The 17,390-nt window shown below is 55.4% G+C and carries 17 protein-coding genes; 4 read left to right on the top strand and 13 right to left on the bottom strand.

Annotation, left to right across the window (positions count from 1 at the left end; all coding sequences use genetic code 11):
- Nucleotides 1–12: 12 nt before the first annotated feature.
- Nucleotides 13–852: a 3-mercaptopyruvate sulfurtransferase gene (gene sseA / locus Q3H59_RS05415; RefSeq protein ID WP_192411385.1), complete on the top strand. Its 840-nt coding sequence runs from the start codon at nucleotides 13–15 to the stop codon at nucleotides 850–852.
- Between the two features lie 30 nt (nucleotides 853–882).
- On the opposite strand, the gene sseB is transcribed toward sseA, so the two are convergent.
- The 5 genes from sseB to trmJ all read right to left on the bottom strand — a co-directional run bounded on the left by sseB (nucleotide 883) and on the right by trmJ (nucleotide 5,686).
- Nucleotides 883–1,650 carry an enhanced serine sensitivity protein SseB gene (sseB, locus tag Q3H59_RS05410; RefSeq protein WP_192411384.1) on the bottom strand — a complete coding sequence of 256 codons (768 nt, stop codon included), beginning with the start codon at nucleotides 1,648–1,650 and terminating at the stop codon, nucleotides 883–885.
- Between the two features lie 49 nt (nucleotides 1,651–1,699).
- The gene (pepB, locus tag Q3H59_RS05405) at nucleotides 1,700–2,986 is read right to left on the bottom strand and encodes an aminopeptidase PepB (RefSeq protein ID WP_101763480.1); all 1,287 of its coding nucleotides are present in this window, start codon (nucleotides 2,984–2,986) and stop codon (nucleotides 1,700–1,702) included.
- Nucleotides 2,987–3,048: 62 nt separating this feature from the next.
- Complete coding sequence (locus tag Q3H59_RS05400) at nucleotides 3,049–4,221, bottom strand: IscS subfamily cysteine desulfurase (protein WP_309833652.1); 1,173 nt, start codon at nucleotides 4,219–4,221, stop codon at nucleotides 3,049–3,051.
- Nucleotides 4,222–4,309: 88 nt separating this feature from the next.
- Complete coding sequence (iscR, locus tag Q3H59_RS05395) at nucleotides 4,310–4,807, bottom strand: Fe-S cluster assembly transcriptional regulator IscR (protein ID WP_008108287.1); 498 nt, start codon at nucleotides 4,805–4,807, stop codon at nucleotides 4,310–4,312.
- Nucleotides 4,808–4,942: 135 nt separating this feature from the next.
- A complete protein-coding gene (gene trmJ, locus Q3H59_RS05390; RefSeq protein ID WP_110868266.1) occupies nucleotides 4,943–5,686 on the bottom strand; it encodes a tRNA (cytosine(32)/uridine(32)-2'-O)-methyltransferase TrmJ in 744 nt (247 codons plus the stop codon).
- Between the two features lie 121 nt (nucleotides 5,687–5,807).
- On the opposite strand from trmJ, the gene suhB reads away from it, so the two are divergent.
- Nucleotides 5,808–6,611 (top strand): inositol-1-monophosphatase, encoded by an 804-nt coding sequence (gene suhB, locus Q3H59_RS05385; RefSeq protein ID WP_008108283.1) that lies wholly within the window; start codon nucleotides 5,808–5,810, stop codon nucleotides 6,609–6,611.
- 36 nt (nucleotides 6,612–6,647) lie between these two features.
- On the opposite strand, the gene Q3H59_RS05380 is transcribed toward suhB, so the two are convergent.
- The 3 genes from Q3H59_RS05380 to Q3H59_RS05370 form a co-directional block, all read right to left on the bottom strand.
- Nucleotides 6,648–7,661, bottom strand: a complete 1,014-nt coding sequence (locus Q3H59_RS05380) for a hypothetical protein (RefSeq protein WP_101763476.1) — start codon at nucleotides 7,659–7,661, stop codon at nucleotides 6,648–6,650.
- A gap of 191 nt (nucleotides 7,662–7,852) precedes the next feature.
- On the bottom strand, nucleotides 7,853–8,833 hold the full coding sequence (locus Q3H59_RS05375; RefSeq protein WP_309833648.1) for a nickel/cobalt transporter: 981 nt from the start codon (nucleotides 8,831–8,833) through the stop codon (nucleotides 7,853–7,855).
- A complete protein-coding gene (locus Q3H59_RS05370) occupies nucleotides 8,824–9,450 on the bottom strand; it encodes a DUF1007 family protein (protein WP_137386294.1) in 627 nt (208 codons plus the stop codon). Before Q3H59_RS05370 ends, Q3H59_RS05375 begins: the two co-directional genes overlap by 10 nt.
- A gap of 155 nt (nucleotides 9,451–9,605) precedes the next feature.
- On the opposite strand from Q3H59_RS05370, the gene csiE reads away from it, so the two are divergent.
- Nucleotides 9,606–10,874, top strand: coding sequence for a stationary phase inducible protein CsiE (gene csiE, locus Q3H59_RS05365; protein ID WP_309833645.1), 1,269 nt, complete (start codon nucleotides 9,606–9,608; stop codon nucleotides 10,872–10,874).
- Here the strand turns inward: csiE and Q3H59_RS05360 are convergent.
- Nucleotides 10,871–12,010 (bottom strand): 3-phenylpropionate MFS transporter, encoded by a 1,140-nt coding sequence (locus Q3H59_RS05360; protein WP_222233811.1) that lies wholly within the window; start codon nucleotides 12,008–12,010, stop codon nucleotides 10,871–10,873. The genes csiE and Q3H59_RS05360 overlap by 4 nt on opposite strands.
- A gap of 128 nt (nucleotides 12,011–12,138) precedes the next feature.
- Nucleotides 12,139–13,392 carry a serine hydroxymethyltransferase gene (gene glyA, locus Q3H59_RS05355; RefSeq protein WP_101763471.1) on the bottom strand — a complete coding sequence of 418 codons (1,254 nt, stop codon included), beginning with the start codon at nucleotides 13,390–13,392 and terminating at the stop codon, nucleotides 12,139–12,141.
- Between the two features lie 339 nt (nucleotides 13,393–13,731).
- On the opposite strand from glyA, the gene hmpA reads away from it, so the two are divergent.
- Nucleotides 13,732–14,916 (top strand): NO-inducible flavohemoprotein, encoded by a 1,185-nt coding sequence (hmpA, locus tag Q3H59_RS05350; RefSeq protein WP_309833642.1) that lies wholly within the window; start codon nucleotides 13,732–13,734, stop codon nucleotides 14,914–14,916.
- A gap of 51 nt (nucleotides 14,917–14,967) precedes the next feature.
- Here the strand turns inward: hmpA and glnB are convergent, their stop codons facing one another.
- From glnB to qseG, 3 genes are all read right to left on the bottom strand, one after another.
- Nucleotides 14,968–15,306: a nitrogen regulatory protein P-II gene (glnB, locus tag Q3H59_RS05345; RefSeq protein WP_007886217.1), complete on the bottom strand. Its 339-nt coding sequence runs from the start codon at nucleotides 15,304–15,306 to the stop codon at nucleotides 14,968–14,970.
- A 75-nt stretch (nucleotides 15,307–15,381) separates the two neighbouring features.
- Nucleotides 15,382–16,713: a two-component system response regulator GlrR gene (glrR, locus tag Q3H59_RS05340; protein WP_309833640.1), complete on the bottom strand. Its 1,332-nt coding sequence runs from the start codon at nucleotides 16,711–16,713 to the stop codon at nucleotides 15,382–15,384.
- A gap of 2 nt (nucleotides 16,714–16,715) precedes the next feature.
- Nucleotides 16,716–17,387 (bottom strand): two-component system QseEF-associated lipoprotein QseG, encoded by a 672-nt coding sequence (gene qseG, locus Q3H59_RS05335; protein WP_101763468.1) that lies wholly within the window; start codon nucleotides 17,385–17,387, stop codon nucleotides 16,716–16,718.
- Nucleotides 17,388–17,390: the final 3 nt, after the last annotated feature.

The raw sequence follows: 17,390 nt of genomic DNA, 5'->3' as shown, positions 1-17,390 counted from the left end.
GAAGAGGTTGCTATGACAGCCATGTTTGTGTCCGCTGATTGGTTGAAAGAACATTACATCGAGGAAACATTGCAGGTGCTTGATGCCCGCATGTTACCGCCTGGCCAGGAAGCCGTACGTGATGTGCAGGCTGAATATCTGGCTGGTCATCTGCCGAATGCGCCGTTCTTCAATATTGAAGCCTTGTCCGATCACACCAGTGCTTATCCACACATGATGCCCCGCGCCGAATCCTTTGCGGTGGCAATGCGCGAATTGGGCGTCAGCCAGGACAAACATCTGGTGGTGTATGACGAAGGCAACCTGTTTTCGGCTCCGCGTGCGTGGTGGATGCTGCGCGCCTTTGGCTGCGAAAACGTGTCGATTCTGGCCGGAGGATTACAGGGCTGGAAGGCAGCCGGTTTCGATGTCGCCACCGGACCGGTTAGTTTGCCGGAGGGTGAATTCGAAGCGACTTATGATAGCGCACAGGTGAAACGTCTGACCGATGTGCTGCTGATCAGCCACGAAGGCGGTGCGCAGATTGTCGATGCCCGTGCGGCGAACCGTTTTAACGCCGAAGTGGATGAACCGCGTCCGGGCTTGCTGCGCGGGCATATTCCCAACAGCCTGAACGTGCCGTGGAACAGTTTAGTGGTAAATGGTGAATTGAAACCGGCAGCGGAACTGCGCGATCTGTTTGCTCAGGCGGGGGTAAAACTGGATCAGCCGGTGATTGCCAGCTGCGGTTCGGGTGTCACGGCGGTGGTGGTGATTCTGGCGCTCACCTCGCTGGGTGTGCGGGATGTGACGCTGTACGACGGTTCGTGGGGCGAATGGGGCAGCCGCGACGATTTACCGATCGAGAAGTGATAGCAGGTCGCCATCAATGGCGACCGCGCATTATATAATCCGCTGACTGCCCTTAAAATCGCGCAGGAAACTGCCCCAGCGACGTTCATAGAACGGCGTGATGTGGGCAGTAAAGAAGTGGCTCACGCCGCGATCTTCATTAACCACTTCACAGATATCAATGGGCGCATCATCCGCAAGCGTATCCGTCGCTACACCGCCCGCCGCCTGAATAATCTCATCGATATCGCTATCAGCTTCGATACCAATCAGCAGGTTCGGTGCTGCGCTAGCGCTTTCACGAATGCTGGCGATGTAAGCACGGCGTACCTGTTTGTACTTGGCAAACAGTTGCGTTAACGAATCAATCATCTGCGCTGGCGGCTCGGCCACTTCGGACAACAGCAACGCATGACCGCCTTCCAGCACGGTTTGCTGGCTCAGCGCACTGCCCTCTTCGCCAATCAAATGGGCGATTTCACCCGGCGAAAACTCTTTACCCGCAGGCAGTTTCGGATTGAGGAACAGCGTTTCGCCTTGCGTGATTTCAAACAGCGTGCGCACCGGCATGCGCAGGTAAGGCTGTTCATCTTTGATGGCCTCGCCCATCGCCTCTTCCGAGGTGAAGAACGGGATCACGCTGCCGCCACCCTCTTTTTCCCAATGCTGTAATTCGACCGGCGAAGTCGCATCAAACTGTTCGGCGGGACTTTCGCCTGGCACCCACACATCGGCTTCCAGCAGCAGCTGGAAAAATTCCGGACGGTGCGCAGGCTCAGTAGCCGCCAGCTTCAGCACCTCTTCAAGACGGTTACTCATTTGTCGTATTCCAAAAAAGACGGCAAGCTTGCACCTGCCGTGATGAGGATTATTTCAGTAACAGATTGGCGACGGTGCGTACACCCAAACCGGTCGCACCCGCGGACCACTGATCCACCGCGCTTTTGCGGTACGTCGCGGAGCAGTCAATGTGCAGCCAGCCTTGCTGATATTTGCTGACGAAATGCGACAGGAACGCCGCCGCACTGCTGGCACCCGCCGCATGTGACGGGCTGGCGATGTTATTCAGATCGGCAAAGTTCGAAGGCAGATGGCTGCGATGGAACTCGGCCAGCGGCAGACGCCAAAATGCTTCGTTTTCGCCGGTCGCGCTGCCAAGCAGCGATTCCGCCAGCACATCGTCAAAGGTAAACAGCGCGTGATAATCGTTACCCAGCGCGGTTTTCGCCGCGCCGGTCAGCGTTGCCGCATCGATCAGCAGTTCAGGATTTTGCTCGCTGGCATCGATCAGGCCATCGGCCAATACCAGACGACCTTCCGCATCGGTGTTCATCACTTCCACGGTTTTACCGTTGCGATAGCGAATGATGTCGCCCAGACGGAAGGCGTTGCCGCTGACCATGTTGTCTGCGCAGCATAGATACAGCTTCACGCGCTTATTCAGACCGCGTGAAATCGCCAGCGCCAGTGCGCCAGTCAGCGTTGCCGCGCCGCCCATATCAGACTTCATTGAGTCCATGAAAGCGCTCTGCTTCAGGCTGTAACCGCCGGTATCAAAGGTGATGCCTTTACCGACCAGACAGGCGTAAACCGGCGCATCTTCATCGCCAGTTGGATTGAAATCCAGCGCCAGCAACACCGGTGCGCGCGTGGAGCCGCGGCCCACGGTGTGGATACCGGCGTAACCCTGAACACGCAAATCGTCACCTTTGGTGATGCGATAGCTGACTGCTTTGCCGCCCACTTCGTTGATCAGATCAACCGCGTTGTGCGCCAGCTGTTCCGGGCTAAGATCTTCCGCCGGCAGGTTGATGGTGTCGCGCACCCAGTCAACAATCTTCAGACGACGTGCAAATTCAGCCTGATCGTCCTCATTGAATTCCGGCCACTCGACCTGACGTTTGCCTTTCGGGCTGCGGTAGCCTTGCCAGAACGCCCAGCACTTTTCCACATCCCAGCCTTCGCCCTGCAGCGAGACGTGACGAATGCCCTGGCCGTCCAGCTTGCGCCCCGCGCGCTGGATGCTCATCAGCGCGTCTGCGCCAGTCAGGTGAACGGTCATGCCACTTTCGTTGCTGCTCAGCAGCGCTTTGTCACCCCAGCGCGCATCGGCGGCCTGGGAGCTGAGCGTAATTATCATCGGTTGTGTTGTCATCGCGTGGCTCCGTTTGCGTTAGGTGTCACCTTGCGCCAGAACCGGCGCAAGGGGTGCATGAATTAGCGGGCGTTTGCCGCAGGCGAAAGTGCCCGCAGACGTGTTACCGCTTTGTTGACCAGCTCGATAGCGTACTCAATTTCCTCTGCGCTGGTGAAGCGTCCGAGCGAAAAACGCAGCGAGCTGTGTGCCAGCTCCTGCTCAACGCCCATCGCGCGCAGCACATAGGAAGGTTCGAGACTGGCCGAGGTACAGGCGGAACCGGATGACAGCGCCAAATCTTTCAGCGCCATAATCAGCGATTCGCCATCGACGTGGGCAAAACTAATATTGAGGATGTTCGGAGCGCCCTGCTCCAGCGAACCGTTGAGGTTCACGTTACCCAATTGACTAATACCGCGCCACAGACGCTGGCGCAGCTCGGCCAGACGCGCCATTTCGCTGCTCATCTCTTCACGCGCAATCCGGTAGGCTTCGCCCATGCCGACAATCTGATGCACCGGCAACGTGCCCGAACGCATGCCGCGCTCGTGACCGCCACCGTGCATCTGTGCATCAATTTGCAGACGCGGTTTACGACGCACCCACAGCGCGCCGATGCCTTTCGGTCCATACAGCTTGTGCGCTGAGAACGACATCAAATCCACCGGCAGTTCAGTGACGTCAATCGGCAATTTGCCGACGCTTTGCGTGGCATCAACGTGAAACAGGATGTCACGCGCACGGCACAGCGCGCCGAGTACGGCGATGTCCTGAATCACACCGGTTTCATTATTGACGTGCATCAGCGACACCAGCACCGTGTCGTCGCGCAGTGCAGATTCGAGCATCTGCGGCGTAACGATACCGTCGCTGCCCGGCTGTAAGAAGGTGACATCAAAGCCTTCGTGCGCCAGTTGCTGGCAACTGTCGAGCACCGCTTTGTGTTCGGTTTGGCTGGTAATAATGTGTTTGCCGCGCGCCTGATGGAATTGCGCGGCACCTTTGATCGCAAGGTTGTCCGCTTCGGTCGCGCCGGAGGTAAAAACGATTTCACGGGGATCGGCATTGACCAGCTCAGCAACTTGATTGCGAGCCACATCAACAGCTTCTTCAGCCTGCCAGCCAAAACGGTGGGAACGGGACGCGGGGTTACCGAAAGTGCCATCCATTGTGAGGAACTGCATCATTTTGGTGGCAACACGCGGATCCGCAGGCGTAGTGGCTGCGTAATCCAGGTAAATCGGTAATTTCATTGCGCTAAAACTCCGTATAAAAAATCATACGTCTTTATAGCACATTCGGCCTCGCCCGTATGAACAGGAAAGGCCGAAGGAGAACGGATTAAGCGCGCAGATTAACGTTGATGGTTTCTTGCACACGATGCTGCTGGAAACGACGATTGTCGACGGTATTCTGACGATCGGCCACTTCGAGGATTTCCTGATTATTCACCAGTTCCGCCAGCGTGATGTTGTTGAGGAAGTCGCTGATGCGCTCACTCAGATCACGCCACAAAACGTGGGTCAGGCAACGCTCGCCGCCCTGGCAGCCCTCTTTGCCCTGGCATTTAGTGGCATCGACAGATTCGTCAACTGCGGTAATAACCGCGCCCACAGCAATCGCGCTTGAATCTTTGCCTAACAGATAACCGCCACCTGGACCACGAACGCTGGCCACTAATCCATGCTTACGCAGACGTGAGAATAACTGCTCCAGATAGGACAATGAGATGCCCTGACGCTCAGAAATGTCAGCTAGCGGCACCGGGCCCTCATTGGAGTGCAGTGCAACGTCCAGCATAGCGGTTACGGCATAACGTCCTTTGGATGTCAGTCTCATAGCATACAACCTCGTAAGCGTCCGTCCGGTTATCGGCGGGTTATCTGAAGAATTGACGCCAGTCTGACATTCCTGAGTAAAACGGTCAACTATTTAACCAAGTAAATTGCTCAACTATTTAACCAACTGTTTTACTCAACTATTATCCACATTACCTTTGCGCTTTTCGAACGATGCCATCATGCCGCGCAGGATGTTCAGTTCGTCGCGTTCGGGGCGCGCACGTGTATATAAACGACGCAGCTTGCTCATCACCTGACTTGGCGTGCCTTCACGGATAAAGCCGCTGTTCAGCATCATCTGTTCGATGTGCTGATAGAAGCGCTCCAGATCGTCAACCAGCGGATACGGTGATTCGACCGGCTCTTCCGTCGGCGCGGCTTTTTCCTGCGCGTCCAGCCAGGCCATGCGCACTTCGTAAGCGATAATCTGCACCGCCATCGCCAGATTCAGTGAGCTGTATTCGGGGTTAGCCTGAATCGCGACGTGATAGTGACATTTCTGCAACTCTTCATTGGTCAGGCCCACACGCTCGCGGCCAAACACCAACGCCACCGGCGCCTGCTGGCCCTCTTCCACGCTTTTAATGCCGCACTCGCGTGAATCCAACATGGGCCACGGCAGTGAACGTGAACGTGCGCTGGTGCCAACCACCAAACTACAACCGGCAATGGCTTCATCCATGGTATCGACAATGCGCGCATTACCAATGACATCGCTGGCACCGGCGGCGAGGGAAATGGCCTGTGAATCTGGTTTCACCAGCGGATTGACCAGATAAAGGTTGGTTAAGCCCATGGTTTTCATCGCGCGTGCGACGGAGCCCATGTTGCCGGTGTGCGACGTTTCTACCAGTACGATTCGGATATTCTGCAGCATAATTAGAGGCGGTCAGGGAAATGATGGCGCGCATCCTAACATAAAAAGAGGACATTTGCTGAACACGCTGATATACTCCGCGCCGTTTTCCCCGTTCTTTAACATCCAGCGAGAGATACCGATGCATCCGATGCTCAACATAGCCGTGCGCGCCGCGCGCAAGGCCGGAAATTTAATTGCCAAGAATTATGAAACCCCGGACGCTGTCGAAGCCAGCCAGAAAGGCAGCAACGACTTCGTTACCAATGTTGACCGTGACGCAGAACGTCTGATTATCGAAGTAATTCGTAAATCGTACCCGAAACACACCATCATCACCGAAGAAAGCGGTGAGCTGGCGGGCGAAGATCAAGACATTCAATGGGTAATCGATCCGCTGGATGGCACCACCAACTTCATCAAACGTTTACCACACTTCTCCGTTTCTATCGCTGTGCGCATCAAAGGCCGCACCGAAGTGGCTGTGGTTTACGATCCAATGCGCAACGAACTCTTTACCGCCGTACGCGGTCAGGGCGCTCAGCTGAATGGCTATCGCCTGCGCGGCAGCACGGCGCGCGATCTGGATGGCACCATCCTGGCGACCGGCTTCCCGTTCAAGTTAAAGCAGCACGCAACCCCTTACATCAACATTGTTGGCAAACTGTTCACCCAGTGCGCTGATTTCCGTCGCACCGGTTCGGCGGCGCTGGATCTGGCTTACACCGCTGCAGGTCGCGTTGATGGTTTCTTTGAGATTGGCCTGAAGCCGTGGGATTTTGCGGCGGGCGAACTGCTGGTGCGTGAAGCGGGCGGCCTGGTGACTGACTTTACCGGCAACCACGGTTACGTGATGTCAGGTAACATCGTTGCGGGTAACCCACGCGTAGTGAAAGCGATGCTGGCATCGATGCGTGAAGAGTTGAGTGAGGCGCTGAAGCGCTAGAAGCGAGAAGGCGGCTGAATCAGCCGCCTTTTTTTGTTACCGACGTTCGTGGCTTAATACCTGACGCGGTTGCGTCCTGCGACCCACGCGCCCCAGCAATGCTGCCAGTACTGCTTCAATCACCAGCATAAAGAAGGTGAACCAGCTCGCTTTCGCCGTTGCGGCCGCCGCTTGCTCAGCCACTTCACGGGCTTTTTGCTCCGCCTGCTGTTTCAACTCCTGATACTGTTGCACGGCTTTTTTATAGCTCTCCTCGGTTTGAGTTACTATCTGCTCAACCTCTTGATCGCTTTTACCGGTGCGCGCTTTGATAATATTTTTCAGCGCATCACGATCGGCAGCTTGCAATGTATCTGAGTGACGATTCATAACGCCTTTCAACCAATTAGCCAGATCATTATCAGCATTCTGTGGATTTTGTGCCGTTTGCTCTGCTTGATTTTGCGCGTTATTGGCTTCGTTATTTACATCCTTTTGCAGATTCTCAGGTTGTAATTCTGTCTTGCCGGTTTGACGCAGTGTAGTTTGTAATTCGTTTTTTAAATCATCTAAATTGATATTACTTTCCTGCAGCTTCTCTTTTGCCATATTGGTCAGTGATGGCGCCGCTGCGGAAATTCCATTACCCACGGCATTTACGCCGGCGCCTAAAATATTAAACGCACCGCCAATAACGCCAGTCGCCAGGGTAATCGCGAGCCATAATGTCAAAATGGTGCTAACACCAAACATCAACAAACCATGCATCGCCCCTTCGCGCTGCGCCAGACGCCCCGCAACGTAGCTACCTACGCCCATGGCAATCAGCATACTCACGCCGGTCCAGATTAACGCGCCGGTTCCCAGATGCTGCAGCGGATTTTGTTCCTGTTGTGGATCGATGGTTGTTGCACCAATCGCTGTACCCAATATCCCCAATAAAATATGAATGATTAGCGCAGCGATAACGCCGGCAAATACTGCGCTCCATGAAATACGTTTTAATGGTAGGCCGCCATGCACGTCGTGCACCGTATCTACGCTGCCATTATTAATCCGAGTTTCAGGCATCGTTTTCTCCTCGCAGAATATTTCGCTGAAATTTTATAATTGCTAATCCACCAGGATATTGACTGGTGTAATTGAGCTTAGACAGAGAAATCTATTTTCACCAGCGCGCTAAGCGGAGATATTTAATTAACTGTTGAGGGTGAGAATACTTGCAACAGTGGAATATTTACACTACCCAAATATCCTTAATGTCAGAAAGGACGAACTCCACCGCCGATGCCCGGCGAGGCACTTTGCCATAATGCAACGCCCGCAACGATTAACAGCACGCTACCTAACATGGCGAGCAGCGGCACCAGCAGCCTGGTCGCAGGATGAGTACCGCCGGCCTGCCCTAAGCGCTGAGCCAGCAGACGGGAGCGCTGCACTAACAAGCCGAGCGCCGAAACCGTCACAGCAGTGCCCAACGCCATCGCCACGGCAGAGGCGACGCCCCACGCATACACACCAATCACTTTGGCAAACAGCAGCATCATGATGGCGCCGGAACAGGGCCGCAGCCCCATGGAAAACACCACCAGCGCCTGCGTTTTAGCGCTAACTGCCTGATCCATCTGCGCAGCGCTGGGCAGATGCGCATGTCCGCAGCCGCAGTGTTCATCGTGCTGATGCGCTGGGCGAATAGCGTGGATCTGCAACTTTGGCTGAGGACGCCATTGCTGGCGCAGCGACCGCAATGCACGCCAACCGACCCAAATACCCAGCGCGACGACTAACAGATAACTGCCCTTTTCCAGCCAGTAACTGCCGAGATGCATCTGACGCGACGAGGTTTGCAGTACCACCAGCATCAGCGTTACCAAACCAATCGCCACGCCGCCCTGCAGCAAAGCAGCCAGCAACGTTAGCTTCATGCTGGTTTTCAACTTTGCCGGATGGGTGGCAAGAAAGGTAGTGATCACCACTTTGCCGTGTCCCGGCCCCAGCGCGTGCAGCACGCCGTAAGCGAGGCTGAACAGCATTAGCGCCACGCCCGCCTGCTGCGGTTGTTCAGCCACCTGCTGCAAAAGCTGCGTCATTTCGCGATTGAGGATTTTTTGCCACAGCACGCTTTGCAGCAAAATCTGCGACCAGTGCTGCCACAGCAGCACGCCCGCTAGCAGCAATAACGCCGCCATCAGCCACAGCGGCCATAAACGACGTGAACGGGAGGGAAGCGAAATCAGTGACATGTCAGTGTCACCGTTTGTGCGAATTGCTGGCCAAGATCCATATCCTCTGGCGGCGCATCGGCTTTATCCAGCGACAGCGCATATTGCTTCAGCGAGTCATCCGGTTTCGGCGTATGCAGATCGATCTGGCAATGCGATTTAACGGTGTCGTCCATGGTTAATGCCTGTGGATTATCGTAATACATATCAACAAAGTAGCTGGGATCAAAAGTCTGAATGCGATACTGCTTCGCGCTCAATAATTGCGGCTCGCCAAACGGCACGATAAACTCCAGCACCGCTTTGTTGCCGTTGCGCGATAAGTTGTACTCTTTCGGCAGATTGAGAAACTTGACCCGATTTCTGTCCTGCCACACTTCGGTGAAATAGTGCTGACCGAGCACATTTGCCATCACCTGCGCCGCCAGCTTTTTCCACACCACATCACCGGGCTTGGCTTTACCTGCGTCGTATAACAGATCGGCGGAGGTTATCTCATCCATGGTCCACACCATTTTCATGCCGCTAAGATGTTGGTTGTCACTGATGAACTCGGTTTTCATGTCAATGAAGCTATGCGGATGTGACCAGGCTGCGGTGCTGAACAACAGCGTAAACGTAATGAGTGCAATTTTCATGTGTTATAAAGTAACAATTTTAAAGTGAAGTGTAGAGTGGCCCAGAAAAATTGTGACCCGCCCTAAAGCTCTGAACAAAAGTCACGACAAAGTGCAAGGTTACCGCGTGGAGTTAGCTATTCTTAGCTCAAAAGTGACCTGCGGATAAACCATTGATGAGTTCTGCACCCTCCTCTGCACCACTCTTCAGCCGTTCCCAGCGTCGTTGTCATCTGTTACTGCTGCTATTTCTGCCCGCTCCCGCGTTGACGCTTGAAAAGCTCTGCCAGTTAAATGGCGTGGCGCCTGTTGTCGCCCGACAGGATATCGCGGATGTGGGAGAGGAGATACAGCGTTACCATCAACTGGAGCTACACCAGATGGTCGATGGCAGCTTTCGCATACACGGGACGGAACTGGACAGGCGGCTGTGCCTGATCCACTGGCTGCGACGCGCGCTGCGTTTGTCGCAGGATTTTGTCTGCGAGCATTTTGCCCCGGTGCTGCGTCAGCGCCTGAAAGTCCTGAAAATCGAGAAAGCGTTGTGGGATGAAACCAACCTGCAGGCGCTGATTCAGCACTGCAGCCTGCGTCTGGCGCGCGACTTCAGCCCGCGCGACCGCCTGTTTCTGCAAATATTCATGAAGTATGCGCTGTGCCAGCGCCAAAACGCCTTGTTCAATGACGGACAGCGCGCGTGGCTGGCGGAAAAAGTCGAACGTGCTGCCGCCGACGACGTCATCCATCACTGGCAGAAGCGCTGCCACTTAGCGCCGGATGTAAGCGAGACCGACTTCTGGACGCTGCTATTTAGCCTGATTCACGCGCCAACCGCTACGCAGCTGGAGCATCCGCAGGCAGTAAAGCTGATGCAGTCAGTGGAAGCGCTGATTGCGCGCTTTGAGCAGTTGGCACAAACCACCTTCAGAAATCGCGCCGAACTCACTCAGCAACTCTTTACGCATCTGGCGCAGGCGCTGGATCGCAGTCATTTTGCCATCGGCATCGATAACAGCGTGGCGCTGGATGTCGCACGGCTCTACCCGCGTCTGCTGCGTACCACGGAACGCGCACTTGAGCATTTCAGCCGTAACTTTGCCACGCGCTTTAGTGCTGAAGAGATAAGTCTGGTGGCGGTGTTATTTGGTGCCTGGCTGATGCAGGAGAGTGCATTGCAGGAAAAGCAAGTGCTGCTGCTGACGGGCGCGGATGCGGCGCTGGAGCAGTTGCTGGAGCAGCAGCTGCGGGAAATGACGCTGCTACCGATCAACATCAGCTATCAGGACGTCGTGCTTTTTCAGCGTGAAGGCGCGCCGCGCGATATCGCGCTGGTGATTACGCCGTATGCCATTTCATTGCCGCTGTTCTCACCGCCGCTAATTCAGGCGGAGCTGCCGCTGAGTCGTCATCAGCAGCAGCGTATTCTCCAGTTGCTGGAGAATTAAGCGGCGCGCGGACGCAGGAACAGCGCCGGCAGCGCCACTAACGCCATCACCCAGAACAGATGTCCTTGCAGATGCGTAAACAGCACGCCGCAAATCATGGTCATCACCGCAATACCGCCGCCCATGGCCAGCGCCGAATAGAGCGATTGCAGACGAATCACTTCCGCGCCTTTGCGCGCGGCAATAAACCGCATCGCCGCTAAATGGCAGACGGTAAAGCTGCCGCAGTGCAGAATTTGCGCCACGATCAGCAACGGCAACGCGGTGCTGGATCCCAGCATTGTCCAGCGGATAATGGCGCACACACCTGATAACAGCAGGAGATCGCGCGCACTCCAGCGGCGGAACAGTCGGCTGCTGAGAGCAAAAATGATGATTTCAGCCACCACGCCCAGCGACCACAAGTAGCCAATAATCGACGCGGAATAACCGCTCTCCTGCCACCAGATCGCGCTGAAGCTGTAGTAAGCCGCATGCGCGCCCTGCAACAATGTCACGCATAACATGAAACGCCACACCGCATTTTCGCGCAGCAAATCACGCCATGCCTGCCAGCCACCATCGGTTGACGTCTGACGTTCACTACCCTGCGGCTTCGTCGCTGGCGTTAACATCATCCCACCTAACATGCCGATCGCGCCCAGTGACAGCAGCACCAGAATCGCCTGCGATGAGAACGCCGTGACAAGCATGCCGGTTAAGGCAGAGCTGATGACAAACGCCAGCGAGCCCCACAAACGAACCGGGCCATATGTCAGACCAATTTGCTGCGTCCAGGTGGCGGCCAGCGCATCACTCAGCGGCACCAGCGGTGAGAAAAACAGGTTGAAGCCGATCATCACGAACAGCAGCCACATCCACTGTTGTCCCAGCCAATAACCGATAGCGAACAGGCACGTCATCAGCGCCAGCAAGCGCAGCGCAGTGATCAGCTGTGAGGGATTTTTTACCTGCGAGGCAATCAGCAAACTGCCGACAAAGCGCGCCACCATGCCGCACCCCAGCAGCAGACCGATTTTTTCTGCATCGAGTCCGGTGCCTTTGAGCCACACGCTCCAGAAAGGAAGGTAAATGCCGTAACAGAAGAAGTAAGTGAAGTAGCCCAAACCGAGCCATTTGGCGGAGCCGATTGCCATATTCCCTCCAGCAAAAATGCTGCTGAGCAGCACGAGTGGGCGCTACTTTGTCAGAGCACTGCTGCGACGGCAATAAAAAAGGATGGCTTGCACCATCCTTTTTTGCACTGCATCGAGAAGCGTAAAGCTTACGCGTACACCGGCAGACGGCTGCAGATTTCCAGCACTTTCTGTTTGGTACGTTCGATGGTCGCTTCGTCGTTGATGTTGTCCAGCACGTCAGCGATCCAGCCAGCCAGCTCGCGAACGTCAGCTTCTTTGAAGCCACGACGCGTCACCGCTGGGGTACCGATACGCACGCCAGAGGTCACGAACGGGCTCTTCGGATCGTTAGGTACGCTGTTTTTGTTCACGGTAATGTTGGCGCGGCCCAGAGCGGCATCGGCTTCTTTACCGGTCAGGTTTTTGCTGACCAGATCGATCAGGAACAAGTGGTTGTGTGTACCACCGGAAACGATGTTGTAACCGCGCTCCAGCAGAACTTCCACCATCGCTTTCGCGTTCTTAGCCACCTGCTGCTGATAAGTCTTGAACTCTGGCTCCATCGCTTCTTTGAACGCCACCGCTTTACCGGCGATCACGTGCATCAGAGGACCGCCCTGACCACCCGGGAACACCGCGGAGTTCAGTTTTTTATACAGCTCTTCGTCACCGTTTTTCGCCAGGATCAGGCCGCCGCGCGGACCCGCCAGGGTTTTATGGGTGGTTGAAGTCACGATGTGGGCATGAGGAACTGGGTTCGGATAGACGTCTGCGGCGATCAGGCCCGCAACGTGTGCCATATCGACGAACAGGTAGGCGCCAACGCTGTCTGCGATTTCACGCATTTTGGCCCAGTCGCACACGCCAGAGTAAGCAGAGAAGCCGCCGACGATCATTTTTGGCTTGTGGGTTTGTGCCAGCTCAGCCAGCTCTTCGTAGTTGATTTTGCCGGTTTCATCGATGCCGTAAGGGATAACGTTGTACAGCTTACCCGACAGGTTTACCGGGGAACCGTGCGTCAGGTGACCACCGTGCGCCAGGTTCATACCCAGAATGGTGTCGCCTGGCTGCAGCAGCGCGGTGTAAACCGCGAAGTTGGCCTGAGAACCGGAGTGCGGCTGTACATTAGCGAAATCTGCGCCGAACAGCTCTTTAGCGCGATCGATCGCCAGTTGCTCAACGATATCGACGTATTCACATCCGCCGTAATAGCGTTTGCCCGGATAGCCTTCGGCATATTTGTTGGTGAGCTGTGAACCTTGGGCCTGCATTACGCGTGGGCTGGTGTAGTTTTCAGAAGCAATCAGTTCAATGTGCTCTTCCTGACGCACTTTCTCTTGCTCCATAGCCTGCCACAACGCGGCATCATAATCGGCAATGTTCATATCACGCTTTAACATCCGGACTCTCCTGACTCAGCTAACTTTTTAACGGCAGTTTAGGCCCCGGCTAGGGGGCGAAGGCGAACAGTGTAAACGGTTTTGACAGGTGACGGTAGCGTCAATCCCCTCTTTTTGCGCAAACGATTGGCATGGCGCTGGAACGGGTTTTTTACGCTTTTTTGCAAGCCAGAAAATCACGAAATTTGCTCACTTTCATGGCGAAAGAATTTCAGCTTTGCGCGCCAGCCCGCACCTTTCTTGCTTAATCCTTAATCACAACAAGGGATTTACAGGCGCTTCGATTACTCATAAGATGTATTTAAAATACATGTTTAAATTCACTCTGAGGATTTCACCATGCTCGACGCGCAAACCATCGCTACCATCAAATCGACCTTGCCCGCCATTGCCCAGGTTGGACCGCAGCTGACCGGCCATTTCTACCAACGTTTACTGACGCAACATCCTGAACTGAAAAACGTGTTCAACATGAACAATCAGCGCAGCGGCAATCAGCAGGAAGCGTTGTTCAACGCCATTGTGGCTTACGGCAGCAACCTGGAAAATTTGGCCGTGCTGTTGCCGGCGGTGGAGAAAATCGCGCAGAAGCATGCCAGCCTGAACATTCAGCCCGAGCAGTATGCGATTGTGGGTGAAAATCTGCTGGCGACAATTGATGAGCTACTGCATCCGGGTGAAGAAGTGCTGACCGCATGGGGCAAAGCGTACGGCGTGCTGGCTGATGTGTTTATCCAGCGTGAAGAAGCCATCTATTCGGCCTCCGAAGAGAAAACCGGCGGCTGGCGCGGTGCGCGTGATTTTCGTGTTCGCGCTATCAATCAGGAGAGTTCGGTGATCAAGAGTTTTGAACTGGTGCCAAACGACGGTAAGCCGGTGGCAACCTTTCTGCCAGGGCAGTATCTGGCCATCAGCCTACAACCGGCAGGCTGTGAAAATATTCAGCATCGCCAGTATTCGCTGACGCACCAGCCAAATGGGCAATTTTATCGCATCGCGGTTAAACGCGAAGCGCTGGGCAGCGTGTCGGGCTGGCTGCATGATCGTGCGCAGGTGGGCGATATCGTGCAATGCGCGGCACCAGCCGGTGATTTCTTCCTGCAGGCTGAAGCCGCTACGCCGATTACGCTGATCTCTGCTGGCGTCGGCCAAACTCCAATGCTGGCGATGCTGGCTACTCTGGCGCAGCAGCAACATCCGGCGGCGGTTAACTGGCTGCACGCCGCGGAAGCTGGTTCGCAGCATGCGTTTGCTGAAGAGGTGAAATCCCTCGGCGCACGCCTGCCAAACTTCACCAGCCACGTTTGGTATCGGCAACCAGAAAGTGCCGATGTCGGACGTTACGACGCTCAGGGCTTGATGGATTTGGCGAGCGTGTCCTCCGCGCTGAACCAGGCCGATCGTCAATTCTGGATCTGTGGCCCGCTACCGTTTATGCAGTTTGTCGCACGTCAACTGGTCGATGCCGGCATCAATGCCGATCGCATCCACTACGAAGTATTTGGCCCGCACAAGGTGCTGTAAAACAAAAAAGCCTGCGCAAGGCAGGCTTTTACAGGCAATGCGCGAAGGGGCTTAAATCGCCTCTTCGTCCTCTTCACCGGTACGGATACGCACTACGCGCGCCACGTCAAAGACGAAGATTTTGCCGTCGCCGATTTTGCCGGTCTGCGCGGTTTTCATAATGGTTTCTACGCAGGTATCGACGATATCGTCACCTACCACCATTTCGATTTTCACTTTTGGCAGAAAATCGACCATGTACTCAGCGCCGCGATACAGCTCAGTGTGACCTTTCTGGCGACCAAAGCCTTTCACTTCACTGACGGTCATCCCGGTGATGCCTACTTCAGCTAAGGCTTCACGTACATCATCGAGTTTGAATGGTTTGATAATTGCATCGATCTTTTTCATGACAGATCCTTTTTTACTCCCTCCATGATGGACGGATACCGTTAGTATAATTGTTCCTGACGCTGCCGCAGCAAGCTACTCTTTAAATTCGCTGGCGTCCAATTCATGGCGCGACAGCAGCTTATAGAATTCAGTGCGGTTACGTCCAGCCAGACGCGCAGCGTTGGTGACATTTCCTTTGGTCATCTGCAGCAGTTTACGCAGATAGTTCAGCTCAAACTGATTTCGTGCTTCGACGAAAGTCGGCAGCGCGGTATTTTCCCCCGCCAGCGCCTGTTCAACCAGGGCATCACCGATGACCGGCGCGGTACTCAAGGCGACGCACTGTTCAATCACGTTGACCAGCTGACGTACATTGCCCGGCCAGACGGCGCTGACCAGCCGCTTCATCGCATCAACCGAAAAGCTACGCACGAAAGGTTTATGGCGATCGGCGGACTGACGCAGCAGATGATTCGCCAGCAGTGGAATATCTTCAGCGCGCTCGTGCAGCGCAGGAATTTTCAGGTTCACCACGTTAAGACGATAGTAGAGATCTTCGCGGAAACTCTTCTTCTCCATCGCTTTGGGCAAATCGCGGTGCGTCGCGGAAATAATCCGCACGTTGATATCCAGATCGCGGTTGCTGCCTAACGGCCGCACTTTGCGCTCCTGCAGCACACGCAGCAGTTTCACCTGCAGCGCCTGTGGCATGTCGCCAATCTCATCAAGAAACAGCGTGCCGCCTTCCGCTGCCTGGAACAGACCTTCACGTGCGCTGACCGCGCCGGTAAAGGCGCCTTTAGCGTGGCCAAACAGTTCGGACTCTAAAAGTTGTTCCGGCAGCGCACCACAGTTGATGGCGATGAACGGCTTGGTGGCGCGCGGGCTGGCGGCGTGAATCGCCTGCGCCAGCACCTCTTTACCGGTGCCACTTTGGCCGTTAATCAATACGCTGACGTCAGATTGCGCTACCATGTGCGACTGCTCCAGCAACCGCAGCATCTGCGGATTGCGCGTCACAATCGCTTCGCGCCAACCGTCATCGCTGATCGGTGCGCGCTGGGCCAGCGCTTCATCTATTGCTTTATACAAAGCGTCACGATCGACCGGTTTGGTCAGAAAACTGAACACGCCTTGTTGCGTGGCGGATACCGCTTCCGGGATGGAACCGTGCGCGGTGAGAATGATCACCGGCAAGCCAGCATGACGTTTCTGCACTTCGCCGAACAGCGCCAGACCATCCATTTCGTCCATGCGCAGGTCGCTGATCACCAAATCGACCTTCTCTTTCTGCAGATGGCGCAGGGCTTCCGGCCCGCTGGCGGCCGTCGCCACCTGATAGCCTTCGCTGCTCAGACGCATGCCGAGCAGTTTCAATAAGCCCGGATCATCATCCACCAGCAATAAACGCGCGGCTTGTTTCATGGTTACTGATCCTCACTTTGCACATCGCTGCCGCCGTGCGATGTGTCGCTGCTATCAGGCGCTTTACGCGACGACAGCTGGCGTTCAATGTCGGTTAAACGCTCTAACTTGCGTTGGGTATCGGCCAGCGACTGACGCATTTTGGTTTGCTGCTGGCGCAGGTTATCCATCTCCGCGTCATTGCTCTGCTGCAAAGCGGCGTAGCGTCCACGCGCTTCGCTCAGCTCCAGTTGGGCCGCCTGATTGCTGCGCCACAGCTGTAGCAACGGACGCACCGATGCCGGATAAGCCGCGCTGTAACCGTCTAAGGTAGTGACGAAATCACGGCGCTCAACTGGCGTGACGTTACCGTTCGCGAGCAAGATGCCCTGCTTGAAGGCGCGCGCCCAGCCTTGTACCGGCCAACGACGCGCTTCTGCACGCGCTTCGGCCGGCGATAAGCGCTCGGCGCAATCCATGGCGCGCTGCCAATAGAGCGGATTGCCTGCAGCGGCTGGCGTTTCGATTTGCCACACGTTTTGGCAATCGGTCGCCAGATAATCCGGCAGGCGTACCTCCGGTTCAGGCACGCTAACGCCATTATGCTGCGTACGATCTTGTGACGGTGCCTGGCAGGCGCTGAGGCCGAAAACCAGCACTGCACTGGCCACAAGTTTGAATAGGGTTAGTTTCATTAA

The organism is Pantoea sp. SORGH_AS_0659, assembly GCF_031453915.1.
Taxonomy (GTDB): domain Bacteria; phylum Pseudomonadota; class Gammaproteobacteria; order Enterobacterales; family Enterobacteriaceae; genus Pantoea; species Pantoea leporis.
The sequence above is the reverse complement of the archived record's forward strand: the minus strand, read 5'-3'. Positions and strand labels throughout refer to the sequence as shown.